Consider the following 16,244-nt stretch of genomic DNA (forward strand, 5'->3'; position numbering starts at 1 on the left):
TCAGGCCGACCCGACCCACTCGTCGCTGCCGTCGGTGAAGACCTGGCGCTTCCACACCGGGAGCCGGCGCTTCACCTCGTCGACCAGGTCGCTGCAGGCGGCGAACGCCTCGGCCCGGTGCGCGGACGACACGGCCGCGGCCAGCGCGACGTCACCGATGCGCAGCGTGCCCACCCGGTGCGAGACGGCGACCGCGACGATGCCGGGCCGGTCGGCGATCTCGGCCGCCACCTCCGCCACCACGGCCGCGGCGGTGGGATGCGACTCGTAGTCCAGTTCGGTCACCGACCGGCCGTCGTCGTGGTCCCGCACCACGCCCAGGAACGACACCACCGCGCCGGCGGTCGCGTCCTGCACGGCGGCCACGTGCGCGGCCGCATCCAGCAACTCGGACCCGACCCCGGTGAGCACGACGCGGCCCATCACACGCCCCCACCGGGACGGTGGTCGCCGCCGCCGGCCAGCTGGTCCAGCGCGTGGTCCAGCACGCCGTCGAGCACGCCCAGCCCGTCGCGCACCCCTCCGGTGGATCCCGGCAGGTTCAGCACCAGCGTGCGGCCGGCCACCCCGGCCAGGCCGCGGGAGAGGACCGCGGTCGGGACCGTGTCCGAGCCGGCCCGGCGGACGGCGTCGGCCAGGCCAGGGATCTCGTGGTCCAGCAACGGCGCGGTCAGCTGCGGGGTCACGTCGGTCGGCGACAGCCCCGTCCCACCGGAGGTCAGCACCAGCTGCACACCCGAGACGAGCGCGCCGGTCAGCGCCTCCCCCAGTTCCGGCCCGTCCGGCACCACCACCGGCTCGTCGACCACGAACCCGCGCTCGCGCAGCCAGGCCACCATCACCGGCCCGGTCCGGTCCGGGTAGACCCCGGTCGCCGCGCGGGTCGAGGCGATGATCACCACCGCGGTCCGGGCGGTCACGGCTTCCGGTTCCGGCGCGCTCATCGGTCCACCGGCCGCGTCCAGGTCCCCGTCTTGCCGCCGTCCTTGGATTCCACCCGGACCGCGTCGAGCACCGCGGCCGGGTCGACCGCCTTGATCATGTCGTGCAGGGTGAGGCCGGCCACCGCGGCGGCGGTGAGCGCCTCCATCTCCACCCCGGTCCGGTCACTGGTCTTCACCGTCGCCCGGATGGCCACCGTGTCGAGGCCCGGCTCGAGATCGATCGTCACGCCGGACACCGCGATCGGGTGGCAGAGCGGGATCAGGTCCGGGGTGCGCTTGGCGGCCATGATGCCGGCGATCCGGGCCGTGGCCAGGGCGTCACCCTTGGGCAGGCCGTCCCGACGCAGCAGGTCGACCACCTCGGCGGTGGTGCGCACCACCGCCGAGGCGACCGCCCGCCGGTCGGTGACCGCCTTGCCCCCCACGTCGACCATGCGGGCCGCACCCGCCGCGTCGACGTGCGTGAGCTCCGGATCGCCGGCCACGCTCACACCCCTGCCGTCGGGTCCGCGTCGTCCGGCGCGAAGCCGGCGGCCGCACCGTGCACTCCGGCAGCCGAGGCCTTGGCGCCGCCGGCCCGCGGGGTGGGGCTGCAGGTGGCCACGATGGCCCGGGCCACGGCCGGGGACACCTGCTCGTCGAACACGCTCGGCACGATGTAGGACGCGTTCAGCTGGTCCGGTGCGACGACGTCGGCGATCGCCTCGGCCGCGGCCACCAGCATGTCGTCGGTGATCACGTGGGCCTGCGCGTCCAGCAGCCCGCGGAACACCCCGGGGAACGCCAGCACGTTGTTGATCTGGTTCGGGAAGTCCGACCGCCCGGTGGCCACCACCGCGGCGTGCGCCTGGGCCTCCAGTGGGTCGATCTCCGGATCCGGGTTGGCCAGCGCGAAGACCACCGCGTCGTCAGCCATCGCGGCCACGTCGGCGCCGGTGATGATGTTCGGCGCGGACACCCCGATGAACACGTCCGCCCCGACGATCGCGTCGTGGATGGTGCCCTGCTGCTTGGCCCGGTTGGTCCGCGCGGCCACGTCGGCCAGGTTCGGGTCCATGCCCGGCCGGCCCTCCCAGACGATGCCCTTGATGTCGACCGCGACGATCTCGGCCGGGCGCTGGTGCAGCAGCAGCCGGATGATGGCGTTGCCGGCGGCGCCGACCCCGGAGACGACGATCCGGCAGTCGGTGATGTCCTTGCCGACCACGCGCAGCGCGTTGCGCAGGGCCGCGACGACGACGATCGCGGTGCCGTGCTGGTCGTCGTGGAACACCGGTATGTCCAGCCGCTCCCGCAGCCGCGCCTCGATCTCGAAGCACCGCGGGGCGGCGATGTCCTCCAGATTGATGCCGCCGTACACCGGGGCCAGCAGCTCCACGGTGCGGATGATCTCCTCGGTGTCGGTGGTGTCCAGGCACACCGGCCAGGCGTCCACGCCGGCGAACTTCTTGAACAGCGCGGCCTTGCCCTCCATCACCGGCAGCGCCGCGGCCGGGCCGATGTTGCCCAGTCCGAGCACTGCGGTGCCGTCGGTGACCACCGCGACGGTGTTGCGCTTGATGGTCAACCGGCGCGCGTCCTCCGGGTTCTTGGCGATGGCCTGGCACACCCGGGCCACGCCGGGCGTGTACGCCCGGGACAGGTCGTCGCGGTTGCGCAGCGGCACCTTCGAGGAGATCTCGATCTTGCCGCCCAGGTGCACCAGGAACGTCCGGTCCGAGACCTTCCGGACGTGCACGTCGCCCAGGGCGTCCACCGCGGCGGTCAGCTGTTCCGCGTGCTCCGCGGACAGGGCGTTGGCCGAGAGGTCGACCACCATCCGCCCGGCCGTCGACTCGACCACGTCGAACGCGGTGATGACCCCGCCGGCCTGCCCGACCGCAGTGGTCAGGTCACCGGCGGCCGACGCCGACGGGGGCGCCTCCACCCGCATCGTGATCGAGTACCCGGGACCCGGTAACGCCATTGCCCACCACTCCTCGCCTCGTCCGCGGCGCCCGGGCGCGAGCCCGAGGGCCCGTCACCACGTGCGGGCGAGCCGACGAACCGTCACCGGTTCCGCGCGCCTTTGCCGCAGCAGACGATAGTCGCGCGTTCCCGCCGGGCGGGTCGACCGCCCGGTCGGGAACGCGCGGGGACGAGGGTGACGCCGGACGGTCAGGAGTGCACGAACCCCTGGTAGCCCGAGTCGGCGATCTTCTGGCAGTGCACCCGGTAGTTGCCGACACCGCCGACGTACGGCATGAAGATGCGCGGCTTGCCGGGGATGTTGGCGCCGCGGTACCAGGACGCCGCCTTGTTCATCAGGGTCACCGACGCCACGTCGTTGACGTGCTGCACCCAGTCGTCCTCGGCCGGGACTTCGGCCTCGGACCGCTGCAGGTCGTGGTCCCGCAGGTGGTTCAGGTGGTCGGAGATCCACTCCACGTGCTGCTCGATCGAGACCAGCATGTTGGACAGCACCGACGGGCTGCCCGGGCCGGTGATCATGAACAGGTTCGGGAACCCGGCAGTGGACACCCCCAGGTAGGTGCGCGGCCCGGCCGCCCACTTGTCCTTGAGCGCCACGCCGTCGACGCCGCGGATGTCGATCTTCAGCAGCGGTCCGGTCATCGCGTCGAATCCGGTAGCGAAGACGATGGCGTCGAACTCCATCTCCTCGTCCCCGGCCCGGATGCCGGTCGCGGTGATCTCCTCGATCGGCTGCGAGCGCAGGTCGACCAGCCGGACGTGGTCACGGTTGAACGTGTCGTAGTAACCGGTGTCCACGCAGAGCCGCTTGGCGCCGATCGGGTAGTCCTTCGGGCTCAGCAGATCGGCGGTCTGCGGGTCCTTGACGATGTCGCGGATCCGCTCCCGCACGTACTCGGCCGCGATGGCGTTGGCGGTCTCGTCCACCGAGGTGTCGGTGAAGCCACCCAGGAAGGTCAGACCACCCTCGGCCCAGCGCGAGTCGAACTCCTGCCGGCGTTCGTCCTCGGGGGTCTCGAGCGCCGCCTTGGTCGGCGGGTTCTTGACGATCATGCCGCCGGCGGTCAGCCGGAGCTCGGCGCGGATCGACGGGTAGTCGGCCTTGACCCGGGCGACCTCGGCCGGGTCCAGCGTCCGGTTGTGCGCCGGGATGCTGAAGTTCGGGGTCCGCTGGAACACGGTCAGCTGGGACGCCTGCTCGGCGATGAGCGGGATCGACTGGATGCCGGACGATCCGGTGCCGATCACCGCGACCCGCTGGCCGGTGAAGTCCACGCCCTCGTGCGGCCACTTGCTGGTGTGGTACTGCTTGCCCTGGTAGTGCTCCAGGCCCGGGAAGTCCGGGACCCGGGCCGCCGACAGGCATCCCACCGCGGTGACCAGGTAGCGGCTGCGGATGACGTCACCGCCGTTGGTCTCGAGCACCCACTCGGTGGCGTCCTCGTCCCACACCGCGTGCTCCACGGTGGTGTTGAACGAGATGTCCCGGCGCAGGTCGAGCCGGTCGGCCACCCAACCGGCGTACTGCAGCAGCTCGGGCTGCGGCGCGTACTTCTCCGACCACTCCCAGGTCTGCTGGATCTCCTCGTCGAACGAGTAGCTGTAGTACAGGCTCTCGATGTCGCAGCGGGCACCCGGGTACCGGTTCCAGTACCAGGTGCCGCCGACGTCGTCGCCGGTCTCGTAGACATGGACGTTCCAGCCCTGCTGACGCAGGGTGTGCAGCATGTACATGCCGGCGAAACCGGCGCCCAGCACGGCCACGTCGTAGCGCGCGGTGGGCTCCTCGCCGGCGTGCTCGTGCTGGCCGGGCAGGTTCAAGGTCTGGGTCATCGTCGATCCGTCCTGGAAGTCAGTGGGGCGCGCTCAGCCGGCCGACGCGGCGGCGGTCGGGGCGGTGGTGGAGTCGGGGGTCCGGCCGAGGTGACGGTTGACGCCGTCGACGACGTACTGCATGCCGGCACCGGCGCCGGGCAGCACGTCGACCATCTGGAAGAAGCCGTGCATCTGGCCCTCGAACATGCGGTGCTCGACGGTCACGCCGGCCGCCTCGAGCGCGGCGGCATAGGCCTCGCCCTCGGACCGCAGCACGTCGTGCTCGGCGACCAGGCTGATGGTCGGCGGCAGCCCGGCCAGGGACTCGGCCCGCAGCGGCGCGGCGTCCAGGCTGAACCGCTGGGTGGTGTCGGCGTAGTGGTCCCAGAACCAGATCATCGTCTCCTTGGAGAGCATCAGCTGGTTCTGCGGGTCGAGGTAGGACGCGGTGTCCAGATCGGCATCGGTCACCGGGTAGATCAGCACCTGCAGGTCGATCTGCGGACCGCCGGCGTCCCGGGCCCGCAGCGTCATGACCGCGCTGAGGTTCCCGCCGGCGCTGTCGCCGCCGACGATCAGCGGGACCTGCCGACCGGCGATCCGCTCCATCGAGTCGGCGGCCCAGCGCAGCGCCTGCCAGCTGTCCTCGACCGCCGCCGGGAACGGCGCCTCCGGGGCCTTGCGGTAGTCGACCATCACCACCGCACAGTTGGTGCCGGCGGCGAGTCGGCGGCCGACGGTGTCGTACCGGTCGATGTCGCCGAGCACCCAGCCGCCGCCGTGGATGTAGACGAAGATCCCGGCCGGGGACTCGGTGGGCACCAGGGTGCGGACCCGGAACGAACTGCCGTCGGCGGTGGGCAGGGTGTCCTGCTCGACGCGGACCATCTCCGGCCCGGCGGGCCCGGGAGGCACGGGCATCGCCCGCGCCTCGGCCGGCTGCATCTGGTGCAGCGGCTGCCCACCGAGCGCAGCCATCTGGGCCAGCAGGGCGGTCGTCGCTTCGTCCAACGCCATCGGTGGAGTCCTCCTGATCCGGCAACGGTGCCGTGCGTGCGTGCAGGCGGTCGCCAGGTGGCGCGACCGACCGTTCATCAGGGTGCGACGACCTGTGAGCGCAGTCACGGTGCAGCTGGCGCAGACTCAGCGGTGCTGGTCGCCAATTGCCCAATGCACTGGTCGAACGAACGGGCGGTCAGCCGGAGCTGTCCGCCTCGCCCTCGGAGAAGTCCCGCAGGCGCTGCATGACCAGCGCGAGCATCAGCCGGAACCGGCCGTACGGCGTGTTCACCGAGAAGCCGAGCAGGCGCTCCGCCCGCGCCGTGCGGTGACCGACCGAGTTGTGGTGCAGGTGCAGGTGCGCGGCGGCCCGGCGGAACGACTCGGTGGCCGCAACCACCTCGAGCGTGCGCAGCATGGCGCGGCCCTCGGTCTCGGCGGCGAGCCGGTCCAGCACCTGTACCTCCGGGACCCGGTTGATCGCGTCGGCGGTCAGTTGCTCGGCCAGCAGCTGGAACCCGCCGCCCATCGCCGCGGCGTCCACCGCGACCGCCTCGTCGGCGGTGTACGGGCCGCGCGGCCGCGGACTGGGCAACGAGTAGCGCATGCCCAGCCGAGCCTGCCGGGCCGCCGCGGCCAACGCGGACGCCGGGAACGGCGCACTGAAGCCGAGTCGGGCGCCGATCGGGACCCCCAGGTCGGGCGGCAGCTCTCCGGGCGTCACCACCAACCACGCCCGCGCCTCACGGCCGACCCGCACCCCGGCGCTGCTGCCCCCGAGCTGACGGACGACCTCGTCGACCGCCGCCGCCGGCCCGAGCATGGCCAGCACCCGGAACGACGACGCCGCCGGTAGCCGCAGCGCGCGCAGCGCGGCCGCCCGGAAGGTGGCGTCCTGCCCGTCGGTCAGGATGGCGGCCACCAGCGCGGCCTCGTCCTGGTCGTCGACCCGGCGGGCCAGGTCGTCCAGCACGATGCTGCAGGTCACGGCCAGCCGGTCCAGCACCACGGCGACCGGCAGCCCGGCCGACGCCTCGGGGCGGTCGAGCATCCAGACCTCGTCGCCCGAGGCGGTGGTGACCACGGTCGCCCCGGCCGGTGGATCACCGTCCTCGGGGGGCCGCCCGGGCTCGCACCACCGGCGCACGCGCCGCGATGCCGAGCGGATCCCGACCGGTCCGCCGGCGATCCGCGCGCCGCGGACCAGCACGGCGTCGAGCCGCGGCGACTCGTGCAGGACGCGGTCGAAGGCGTGCACCACGGTCAACACCTGATCGGCGGTCGGCGGCACGGCTCCGCCCTCGAGGGCCCCTGCGGCCGCACCGCCGTCGTTGGCGGTGCTGGTGGCGACGTCGCTCACCCGGCGAAGGGTACGCGGAGTTGCGGATCTTGCCGTGCGGCCGGGTCGGCACGGACGACCCCCGCCGTCCTCCGCCCCGCCCACCCACTTCCGGACGCCTGGCGTCGGGAAGTAGCGTGTCCTCGGGCGCCTCCGGGTGCCGCAGTTCGTTCGTGGCCGATGCCGTCCACAGGAGGATGCGATGACGCAGCCGCCCAGCGCCGACCGTGCTGCCCCGCGCGGCGGCCCCGACCTGCCGTTGACCGGCCTGCGGATCGTCGACGCGGTCGACGGCCCGTTGCAGGGCGCCACCCGGATCCTGGCCGACCTCGGCGCCGAGGTGATCCGCATCGAGCCCCCGGCCGGGTCCTCCGCCCGCGGCACCGGGATGGTCGTCGACGGCCACGACGTGACCTTCGCGCTCCGCAACGCCAACAAGGTCGGCGGTACGGCCGATCTGGACGACCCCGCCGACCTGGCCCGGCTGCACCAGGTGCTGGCCACGGCCGATGTCTTCGTCCACGACGATCCACCGGCAGCGGCCCACGCACGCGGACTCGACCCGGACTCACTCCGGGCCCTGAACGCCGAGCTGGTCACCGTGTCGCTGCGCGACTTCGGCGCGGCCGGGCCGCGTTCCGGCTGGCTCGGGACCGCGGACGTGCACGCGGCCCTGAGCACGGTGCTCTCGAGATCCGGCCTGCCCGAGGTGCCCAGCCCGTTGCTGCCGCCGGAGTTCCTGGCCTACCAGGCCGCCTCGGCCCAGGCGGCCTGGGTGATCATGCTGGCGTTCTGGCACGCCGCCCGCACCGGGCAGGGCGACTTCGCTGACTTCTCGGTGTCCGAGGCACTGATCCAGATCCTCGATCCCGGCCTCGGTTCCGCCGGCAGCGCCCGGGCCGGACGGCCGGGCCTGGACCTGCCGCGGGGCCGGCCCGACGCCAGGCACCTCTACCCGATCTTCCCGGCGGCCGACGGGTGGGTCCGCTTCTGCGTGCTGTCCGCCCGGCAGTGGCGGGGGATGTTCCGCTGGCTGGGCGAACCCGCCGAGTTCGCCGACCCCAAGTACGACAACGGCGTGATCCGGTTCGGTGCCGCCGACCGGCTCTACCCGCTGATCGGCGCGATGGTCGCCCCACTCACCCGGGCCGAGGCGGTGGAGCAGGGTCAGGCGTTCGGCGTGCCCACCGCCGCGCTGCTGTCGGTGCAGGAGGTGCTGGAGACCGACGCCTACCGCGAGTCCGGCTCGTTCACGACCACCGAGCTGGAGCCGGGCCTGACGGTGACCGCACCGACCGGCCTGTACGAGCTCGACGGCGTCCACCTCGACATCCGCCGCCCGGCACCCACGGTCGGCACGCCGCTCCCGTCGCCGGACCGGGCCACCCGGCTCACCGCCCCGGCGGCGACCGCCGGTACCCGGCCGTTCGAGGGGCTCCGGGTGCTCGACCTGGGGGTCATCGTGGTGGGCGCCGAACTGGGCCGGCTGTTCGCCGACCACGGCGCCGACGTCATCAAGATCGAGAGCACCGCGTTCCCGGACGGCAGCCGACAGGCCCATGACGGCTCACAGATGACCCACGGCTTCGCCTGGGGCCACCGCAACAAGCGCAGCCTCGGCCTGGACCTGCGCTCCGAACGGGGCCGCGCCCTGTTCACCCGGCTGGTCGAGCAGGCCGACGTGGTGCTCACCAACTTCAAGCCGGGCACCCTGGCCAAGCTGGGCTTCGACCTGGAGGCGCTGACCGCCATCAACCCGCGGATCGTGCTGTCCGAGAGCAGCGCGTTCGGCAACGTCGGGCCGTGGAGCCGCCGGATGGGCTACGGCCCGCTGGTCCGGGCCAGCGCCGGGCTGAGCCTGCAGTGGCGTTACCCGGACATCGAGGGTTCGTTCAGCGACGCCATCACGATCTTCCCCGACCATGTGGTGGGCCGGCTCAACGCGATCGCGGTCACCGCGCTGCTGCTGCGGCGGGAACGCACCGGCCGCGGCGGCCAGGTCGGGACCGCCCAGGTCGACGCCATCTTCAACGCCATGGGCGACCGGCTGGTCGCCGAGTCGGTGCAGCCCGGGACCATCCGGGCCGAGGGCAACGACCGGCTGCTGGACGCGCCGCGCGGCATCGTCCCTGCCGCCGGGGACGACGACTGGGTGGTCGTCGACGTCCGGGGCGACGACCAGTTCGCCGCGGTGGCCCGGACCATCGGTCGCCCCGAGTGGCTCACCGACCCCTCTCTGGCCACCGCGGCCGGGCGGGTGCAGGCCCGGGACCGACTGCGGGCGGAGCTGGCGGCCTGGACCGCCACTCGCCCGGCCGTCGAGGCGGCCGAGATCCTGCAGACGGCAGGGATTCCCGCCGGCAATCTGGTCCGGGTCCCGGACCTGCTCACCGACGACCATCTGGCCGTCCGGCAGGCGTTCGACCGGCTCCCGCAACCCCAGTTCGCCGATCCCCTACCCACCCACGGCGCCGAGGCCCGCTTCCGCGAGGTGCCCGTCCCGGAGTGGCGCGCCGCTCCGGTGCAGGGCGAGCACACCCGCGAGATCGCCACCGACCTGCTCGGCCTCGGCGACGACGAGATCGACACCCTGCTCACCGACGGCACGCTCGAGGAGTCGTTCATCCAGCCGGTGGCCGCCCGATGACCGAGCCTGCGGGTCGCCCGGCGGATCGATCGCACCCCACGTACGGTGGGCCCAGGATTCCTGACGGACAGAGTCGGCAAGTCCGATCCCGTCCGACACCGACCAGCACCAGCACCAGCACCAGGAAGGCGCCCCTGTCATGAGCGAAGTCCTCGACCCCGCCGAGCCCGGCGCCTGCAACGGCTCGGCGCACGCCGACGGAACGGTGGCGGTGGGCGGCAACGGTACCGTGCTGGCCGAACGACGCGGCCACGTGCTGATCGTGACGCTGCACCGGCCCGAGGCCCGCAACGCGGTCAACACCGATCTGACCGTCGGCGTCGGTGAGGCACTGGATCTGGCCGAGGCGGACCCGTCGATCTGGGTGGTGGTGATCACCGGCGCCGGCGACAAGGCGTTCTGCGCCGGCGCCGACCTCAAGGAGGCCGCGCGCGGCCGGCAGGGCCCGGTCGATCCGCGGATGGAGCGCTGGGGCTTCGCCGGCTACGTCAAGCACATGATCTCCAAGCCGACCATCGCGGCCGTGAACGGCTTCGCCCTCGGCGGCGGCACCGAGATCGTGCTGGCCAGCGACCTGGCCGTGGCCGCCGACACCGCGACGTTCGGCCTGCCCGAGGTCAAGCGGGGCATCTTCGCCGGCGCCGGCGGGGCGTTCCGGCTGGCCCGGCAGATCCCACCGAAGATCGCCATGGAGCACCTGCTCGCCGGCGATCCGCTGCCCGCCGCGCGGGCGTTCGAGCTCGGCCTGGTCAACGCCGTGGTGCCGTTGCCCGAGCTGCTGGACACAGCTCTGGCGCTGGCCGAACGCATCTGCGTGAACGCCCCGCTGTCGGTGCAGGCCAGCAAGCGGCTCGCCCGCGGCATCGTCGACGGTGTCGCGGTGGACGAAGCCGACGACTGGGACCGGACGGCCGAGGAGGGCCGCACCCTGATGCGCAGCGCGGACGCCATGGAGGGCATGACCGCCTTCGCCGAGAAGCGCGCGCCGCGCTGGCAAGGGCGCTGAACGCCATGACTGACAGCACGACCGACTCCGCTTTCCGTCCGAACACCGCCATCGCCGGTCTCGGCATGACCGAGCTGGGCAAGGTCTACGGCCGGACCGCCCGGCAGTTCGCCGTCGAGGCCGTGCAGCGCGCGGCCGCGGACGCCGGTATCGGCGTGGGCGACATCGACGGCCTGCTGGTGTCCACCGGCATCAGCCCCGGGTACGGGATCGATCTGCAGGGCGATCTGGGCCTCACCGACCTGGGGCTGCTGTCCTCCGTGCAGGGCTACGGCTCCACCGCGACGCAGATGGTCCAGTACGCGTCGATGGCCATCGCCTCGGGCATGGTCGACACCGTCGCCTGCGTCTGGGCCGACGATCCGCTCAAGGAGAAGACGGCCACCAGCGCGGCCTACCGGGCGGCCGGGTCGCTGCCCACCGGGTGGCGGGCGCTGACCGGGACGGCGAACATCCTGACGCCGAACACCTTGTACGCGTTGGCCGCTCGCCGCCACATGCTCGCCTACGGCACCACGCAGGACCAGTTCGGCGCGATCGCCGTGGCCCAGCGGGAGTGGGCGACGATGAACCCGCTGGCCCAGTTCCGCACGCCGCTGACGCTCGAGGAGTACCACGCCTCGCGGTGGATCGCCGAGCCGTTCCACCTGTTCGACTGCTGCCTGGTGTCCAACGGCGGCATCGCGGTCATCGTGACCTCGGCCGAGCGGGCGGCCGACCTGGCCCAGCCGGTGGTGCAGGTGCTCGGCTGGGGGCAGAGCCACCCGGGCCGCAGCGGGCGCCGCAACGACGACTTCGGCCTGGTCACCGGGGCCGCGCAGTCCGGCCCGCGGGCGCTGCAGATGGCCCGGACCACGCTGGACGAGATCGACGTCGTCGAGCTGTACGACTGCTACACGTACACGGCGCTGGTCTCCCTCGAGGACTACGGGTTCTGCGCCAAGGGCGAGGGCGGGGACTTCGTCTCGACCCCCGGCATGCTCGGCCCGAACGGCAAGCTCAAGGTGAACACCGGTGGCGGACAACTGTCCTCGTACTACATGTGGGGCATGACGCCGTTGTCCGAGGCGATCATCCAGGCCCGCGGCCAGGCCGGCGAACGCCAGGTCGACGCGCACCACCGGGTCCTGGTGTCCGGCAACGGCGGGATCCTCGACCACCACGGCACGCTCGTGCTCGGCACCGACTGACGAGTCCGCCTGATGACACGAACTGATCAGGAGATCTGATGCCGCTCTTCCCCGTCCACCGCGACCCCGCCACCGCCGCCTTCTTCGACGGCACCGCCCGAGGCGAGTTCCTGCTCGCCCGGGACACCACCACCGGGGCCTGGCTGGCCCCGCAGACCGACGTCGACAGCCGTGACGAGCTGGAACGCGTCCCCGCGGCCGGGACCGGGTCCGTCGTGTCCTGGGCCGTCGTGCCCGGCCGCGGCGAGCGGACCGAGCCGACCGTGGTCGCCATCGTCCAGCTCGACGAGGGCCCCTGGTGGTGGACCGAACTCGTCGACGTCGACCCGCACGGCGACCTCGCCGACCTCCGGGTGCAGGCCCAATTCATGCCGTCCGGTCCGGGCGAGCACGACGAGCAGGTGCCGGTCTTCGCCCCGGTCGGCTGACCTGGGTCAGCGGTCCCGGGTCAGCGGTCCCGGGTCAGCGGCCACCCGGTCTCGTCGGGACGGGTGGACAGGTCCGAACAGTGGTCCAGGTAGCTCACCCACGGCCACGCCCCGGCGCGGATACGGGTGATGGTCCCGTCGAGCGAGGTGTCGAACGCGAGCATCCGCGTGCCGCGGACCGGTTCCTGCCCCGGCGCCGGGTCGACGACCACCAGCGGTCCGCCGCTCTGCGACGTCGCCTGGACGGCGTGCACCGCGTCGGGATCGTGGACCGAGGCCAGGCGGTCGACCGGGTCGCCGACACCGATGCCCTCGCCGGTGCGGATCGACGGGTTGCCGGTGACGACCGCGACGACGGCCTGGTCCTGGTCCACGACCAGCGCGAGCTGGGCCGCGCGGTCGGTGGCCAGCGCACAGTTCTCGGTCTGCGGGACCGTGTCGAAGGCCTGACCGCCCTGTTCGAGGTGCCACGGTGCGACGTCCGCGGGCGTGACGTCGCCGACGGTGAACGGCCCGAGGCCCTCCGCTCGGATCGTCGTGGCGGTGTACGGAGCGACTTCGGCCCCGGCCTGGGGCGCCGGCTCGCCGGCCGAGCACGCACCCATCGCCAGCCCGGCGACGACGAGCGCGGCCGGCCAGGACCGGCGTCGAGCGGTGGTCCTCATCATCGGGGCCGATCCACGTCGGTGCCGTCGGCCAGATCACTGCACTCGATCAGCGTCACGTCACGGCCGGCCAGGAAGTCCCGGGCGCCCCGGTCCCCACCCGAGGACGCCATCACCGCGGCCAGGTGGTCCCGGCCGAACACCACCGGATGACCGGGCACGCCGGCGTACGCAGCCCGCACCACCGACGTGCGCGGCGCGGCCTGGGCCCGGACGTCCGCCAGGACCCGGTCGATGACGTCCGCACCGACGTCCGGCAGGTCGACCAGCATGACCAGCACGGCGTCGACGGCGCCTGCGTGGTCGTCCTCGAGCACCCCGCGCAGCCCGGTGACCAGGCTGGTTCCCATGCCCGCCTCGTGCTCGGCGTTCACCACCGTCCGGACGTCCGCGGGCACCAGCGCCGCCACGTCCTCGGCGGCCGCCCCGATCACCACGCACCGCCGATCACAGCCGGCCATCGCGGCCAGGCTGGTCCGCACCCACGGCCCGTGACCGGAGTCCACCAGGGCCTTCGGCCGCCCGTACCGACGGCCCGACCCGGCCGCGAGCAGCAGCCCCGCGATCACACGCCGGGGACGGGGGTCAGCGATTGATCTCGGTGTGCGGGTGGTGGTACGGGAGGTTGCTCGGATCGACCGGGAACTCGATCGTGCCGAACGGGGAGTGCGCGCCCTGGGTCTCGCTGATCAGCTCGCTGACCGCGTGCTGACCGTCCTTCTCCTCAGGCCAGGTCGGGTCGACACCCTTGCGCCGCTTGCCGCCGTGGTCCGCCACCGGTAGCTCCTCTCCACCCGGGGCCGGCCGCGCCGCACCCCGCCGGCCCGGGTCGGTTCCCGCGCCGCTCGCTCTGGGCGCCATTGTCCAGGACGGGGCGCCCGGCACCCAACCGGCGTCCCGGAACGGGTCGGGCGCGTCGCGGGCGCCGCCGGGGCGCGCACTACCGTGGACCTGATGGTCTCGACCCTGGAGTGGCTGCGCAGCCGGGACGACGCGGCGCTGCGCGCGCTCCTGCGCGCCCGTCCGGACCTGCTGGTGCCGACCCCGGCGGACCTGACCGTGCTGGCCGGTCGGCTGAACACCGGACCGTCCGTGTGGCGGGCCCTGGAACAGCTGGACCGGTTCCACCTGCAGGTGGTGCAGGCCGCCGTCCTGGCCCAGATCCCCGACGCCGACCCGGTGCCACGGGCCAGGGTCGCCGATCTGGTCGGGACGACCGTCCCGGCCGAGGCGCTGGACGCGGCGCTGCTGCACCTGGAGTCGGTCGGCCTGGTCCGCGGCACCGATCCGGTCACCGTGCCATCGGCGGTGACGGCAGCCCTCGGCCAGTACCCCGCCGGTCTGGGGCCGCCCGGCCCGCTGTCCGCCGCCACGGCCCGGCGAGCGCTGGACTCCGTCTCGGCCGAGGCCCGGTCCGTCCTGGAACGGCTCGACCGCGGGCTGCCCCGGGGCAGCGGCGAGTTCGTCGGGGCGGTGGGCGCCGCGGTCGACGAACTGCTGGCCGCCAAGCTGCTCACCCGCATCGATCCGGTCACGGTGGAGATGCCGCGGCAGACCGCGCTGGCGTTGCGGGGCGACACTCCGCTCGGTCGCGTGGACGTCACCGTGCCCCCCGGCGAGCAGCGGCCGCAACGCGCCGACAGCATCGACGCCACCGCCGCGCTGCAGAGCCTGGCCGCCGTCGACCAGGCCCGCGCCCTGGTCGAGCTGTTCGGCCAGGCACCACCGCCGTTGCTGCGCAGCGGTGGGCTGGGCATCCGCGAACTGCGTCGGCTCGGCCGCGACCTGGGCACCGACGACCAGCTCACCGCGCTGTTCGTCGAGCTGCTGGCCGCCACCGGGATGATCTTCGTGTCCGACGCGGCCTTCCAGCGCAGCAACCGGCTGCCGCCGTCCTGGGTGCCCACGGGCACCGCCGACCTGTTCCTCGAGGAGGACGTCGAGGACGCCTGGGTCCGGCTCGCCACCGGGTGGCTGGACCTGCGGCGGGACGCGCAGCGGGTGGGCCGCCGCGACGGGCCGGACCAGAGCGACAAGAACGCCAAGGTCATCAACGCGCTCACCCCCGAGGCGGCCTGGGCCCGGGGCCCGGGTGAGCGCCGGTTCGTGCTGCGGGAACTGGCCGCCCTGCCGTCCGGTACCGGCCTGACCGAGTCGTCCTGGGTGGACCGGCTGGCCTGGCGGGCGCCGCTGCGTGCCCGCGACGGTCACGCCGCCCTGCTGGCCGGGGTGCGCGCCGAGGCGACGGCCCTCGGCGTCATCGCGTTCGACGCGCTGAGCACGGCGGGCCGCGCCGTCCTCGACGGCGATGCCGACACCGCCCGCGCCGCGCTGACCACCGCACTGCCGCCGGCCGGGACCAGTTTCCTGGTCCAGGCTGACCTGACCGTGGTGGCGCCGGGCCGGCTGGAACGGGAGGTCGCCGCGCAGCTGGCCCGGGTGGCCGACGTGGAGTCGGCCGGCGGCGGCACCGTCTACCGGGTCACCGCGGCCAGCCTGCGCCGGGCCTTCGATTCCGGGATGTCGGCCGCCGACGTGCAGCGACTGTTCACCGAGCATTCCGCCACCGGGGTCCCGCAGGGACTGTCGTACCTGATCGACGACGTGGGCCGGTCGTACGGGGTGCTGCGGCTGGGGGCGGCCAGCGCGTACCTGCGCAGCGACGATCCCGCGCTGCTCGACCAGGCCGAGGCCCACGCGGCCGCGACCGGGGTGGCGTTGCGGCGGTTGGCGCCGACGGTGGCCGTCTCACCGCTGGAGTCGCACGAGCTGCTCGCGGTGCTGCGCGGCGCCGGGCTGGTGGCCGCGGCCGAGGACGAGACCGGCGCGGTGGTGGACCTGCGCCCGCGTCCCGCGCGGGGCAGTGCGGGGCTGGACGGGATCACCGGCCCGAAGCCGTGGCGGGAGCCACCGGTGGCCACCGACGAGCAGCTGCAGAAGGTCGTCGACCGGATGCGCACCGCCGACCGGTCGGGGCCGCGGCTGGCTCAGCAGAGCGGCGAGATCGTCGATCTGGTCCGCGGCGCCGCCGCCGACCGGCGGCCGCTGTGGATCGGCTACGTCGACACCGAGGGCAGCGCCACCCACCGGGTCATCGATCCGGTCGCGGTGAGCGGCGGGGCCGTCGTCGCGTTCGACCACCTGCGCGGCGCGATCCGCACGCTGGCGCTGCACCGCATCACCGACGCCCGACTGGCCGGGCCGGACGACGACTGACTCCCCGAGCCGTCGCGTCCGGCC

15 protein-coding genes are annotated in these 16,244 nt (G+C 73.5%); 5 read left to right on the forward strand and 10 right to left on the reverse strand.

The window, feature by feature from the left end:
• From JL106_RS03915 to JL106_RS21910, 7 genes are all read right to left on the reverse strand, one after another.
• Complete coding sequence (locus JL106_RS03915; protein WP_205259357.1) at nt 1-423, reverse strand: molybdenum cofactor biosynthesis protein MoaE; 423 nt, start codon at nt 421-423, stop codon at nt 1-3.
• The gene (locus tag JL106_RS03920) at nt 423-944 is read right to left on the reverse strand and encodes a MogA/MoaB family molybdenum cofactor biosynthesis protein (protein ID WP_205259358.1); all 522 of its coding nucleotides are present in this window, start codon (nt 942-944) and stop codon (nt 423-425) included. Before JL106_RS03920 ends, JL106_RS03915 begins: the two co-directional genes overlap by 1 nt.
• Entirely contained in the window at nt 941-1,378 is a 438-nt protein-coding gene (moaC, locus tag JL106_RS03925; protein WP_205259427.1) for a cyclic pyranopterin monophosphate synthase MoaC, read from the reverse strand. The genes JL106_RS03920 and moaC overlap by 4 nt, the downstream gene beginning before the upstream one ends.
• A gap of 53 nt (nt 1,379-1,431) precedes the next feature.
• Complete coding sequence (locus JL106_RS03930) at nt 1,432-2,910, reverse strand: NAD-dependent malic enzyme (RefSeq protein ID WP_205259359.1); 1,479 nt, start codon at nt 2,908-2,910, stop codon at nt 1,432-1,434.
• A gap of 191 nt (nt 2,911-3,101) precedes the next feature.
• Nucleotides 3,102-4,748, reverse strand: a complete 1,647-nt coding sequence (locus JL106_RS03935; RefSeq protein WP_205259360.1) for a flavin-containing monooxygenase — start codon at nt 4,746-4,748, stop codon at nt 3,102-3,104.
• A gap of 33 nt (nt 4,749-4,781) precedes the next feature.
• Complete coding sequence (locus JL106_RS03940; protein ID WP_205259361.1) at nt 4,782-5,747, reverse strand: alpha/beta hydrolase; 966 nt, start codon at nt 5,745-5,747, stop codon at nt 4,782-4,784.
• A 178-nt stretch (nt 5,748-5,925) separates the two neighbouring features.
• The gene (locus JL106_RS21910) at nt 5,926-7,089 is read right to left on the reverse strand and encodes a helix-turn-helix domain-containing protein (protein ID WP_205259362.1); all 1,164 of its coding nucleotides are present in this window, start codon (nt 7,087-7,089) and stop codon (nt 5,926-5,928) included.
• A 181-nt stretch (nt 7,090-7,270) separates the two neighbouring features.
• Between JL106_RS21910 and JL106_RS03950 the strand changes: the two genes are divergently transcribed.
• The 4 genes from JL106_RS03950 to JL106_RS03965 all read left to right on the forward strand — a co-directional run bounded on the left by JL106_RS03950 (nt 7,271) and on the right by JL106_RS03965 (nt 12,339).
• A complete protein-coding gene (locus tag JL106_RS03950; protein ID WP_205259363.1) occupies nt 7,271-9,715 on the forward strand; it encodes a CaiB/BaiF CoA-transferase family protein in 2,445 nt (814 codons plus the stop codon).
• A gap of 139 nt (nt 9,716-9,854) precedes the next feature.
• Nucleotides 9,855-10,721 carry a crotonase/enoyl-CoA hydratase family protein gene (locus JL106_RS03955; protein ID WP_205259364.1) on the forward strand — a complete coding sequence of 289 codons (867 nt, stop codon included), beginning with the start codon at nt 9,855-9,857 and terminating at the stop codon, nt 10,719-10,721.
• Between the two features lie 5 nt (nt 10,722-10,726).
• The gene (locus JL106_RS03960; protein WP_205259365.1) at nt 10,727-11,911 is read left to right on the forward strand and encodes a thiolase family protein; all 1,185 of its coding nucleotides are present in this window, start codon (nt 10,727-10,729) and stop codon (nt 11,909-11,911) included.
• A gap of 38 nt (nt 11,912-11,949) precedes the next feature.
• Nucleotides 11,950-12,339 (forward strand): Zn-ribbon domain-containing OB-fold protein, encoded by a 390-nt coding sequence (locus tag JL106_RS03965; protein WP_205259366.1) that lies wholly within the window; start codon nt 11,950-11,952, stop codon nt 12,337-12,339.
• Between the two features lie 20 nt (nt 12,340-12,359).
• On the opposite strand, the gene JL106_RS03970 is transcribed toward JL106_RS03965, so the two are convergent.
• Genes JL106_RS03970 through JL106_RS03980 form a run of 3 tightly spaced genes read right to left on the reverse strand, consistent with a single transcriptional unit; the run spans nt 12,360 to nt 13,781 of the window.
• Entirely contained in the window at nt 12,360-13,004 is a 645-nt protein-coding gene (locus JL106_RS03970; protein ID WP_205259367.1) for a hypothetical protein, read from the reverse strand.
• The gene (locus JL106_RS03975) at nt 13,004-13,573 is read right to left on the reverse strand and encodes a nucleotidyltransferase family protein (protein ID WP_205259368.1); all 570 of its coding nucleotides are present in this window, start codon (nt 13,571-13,573) and stop codon (nt 13,004-13,006) included. Before JL106_RS03975 ends, JL106_RS03970 begins: the two co-directional genes overlap by 1 nt.
• A 16-nt stretch (nt 13,574-13,589) precedes the next feature.
• Nucleotides 13,590-13,781, reverse strand: coding sequence for a hypothetical protein (locus JL106_RS03980; protein ID WP_205259369.1), 192 nt, complete (start codon nt 13,779-13,781; stop codon nt 13,590-13,592).
• 177 nt (nt 13,782-13,958) lie between these two features.
• Here JL106_RS03980 and JL106_RS03985 point away from each other — a divergent pair, with 177 nt between their 5' ends.
• Nucleotides 13,959-16,220: a helicase C-terminal domain-containing protein gene (locus JL106_RS03985; RefSeq protein ID WP_205259370.1), complete on the forward strand. Its 2,262-nt coding sequence runs from the start codon at nt 13,959-13,961 to the stop codon at nt 16,218-16,220.
• Nucleotides 16,221-16,244 lie beyond the last annotated feature (24 nt).

Origin of the sequence: Nakamurella leprariae, from assembly GCF_016918035.1 — a bacterium.
Taxonomy (GTDB): Bacteria; Actinomycetota; Actinomycetes; order Mycobacteriales; family Nakamurellaceae; genus Nakamurella; species Nakamurella leprariae.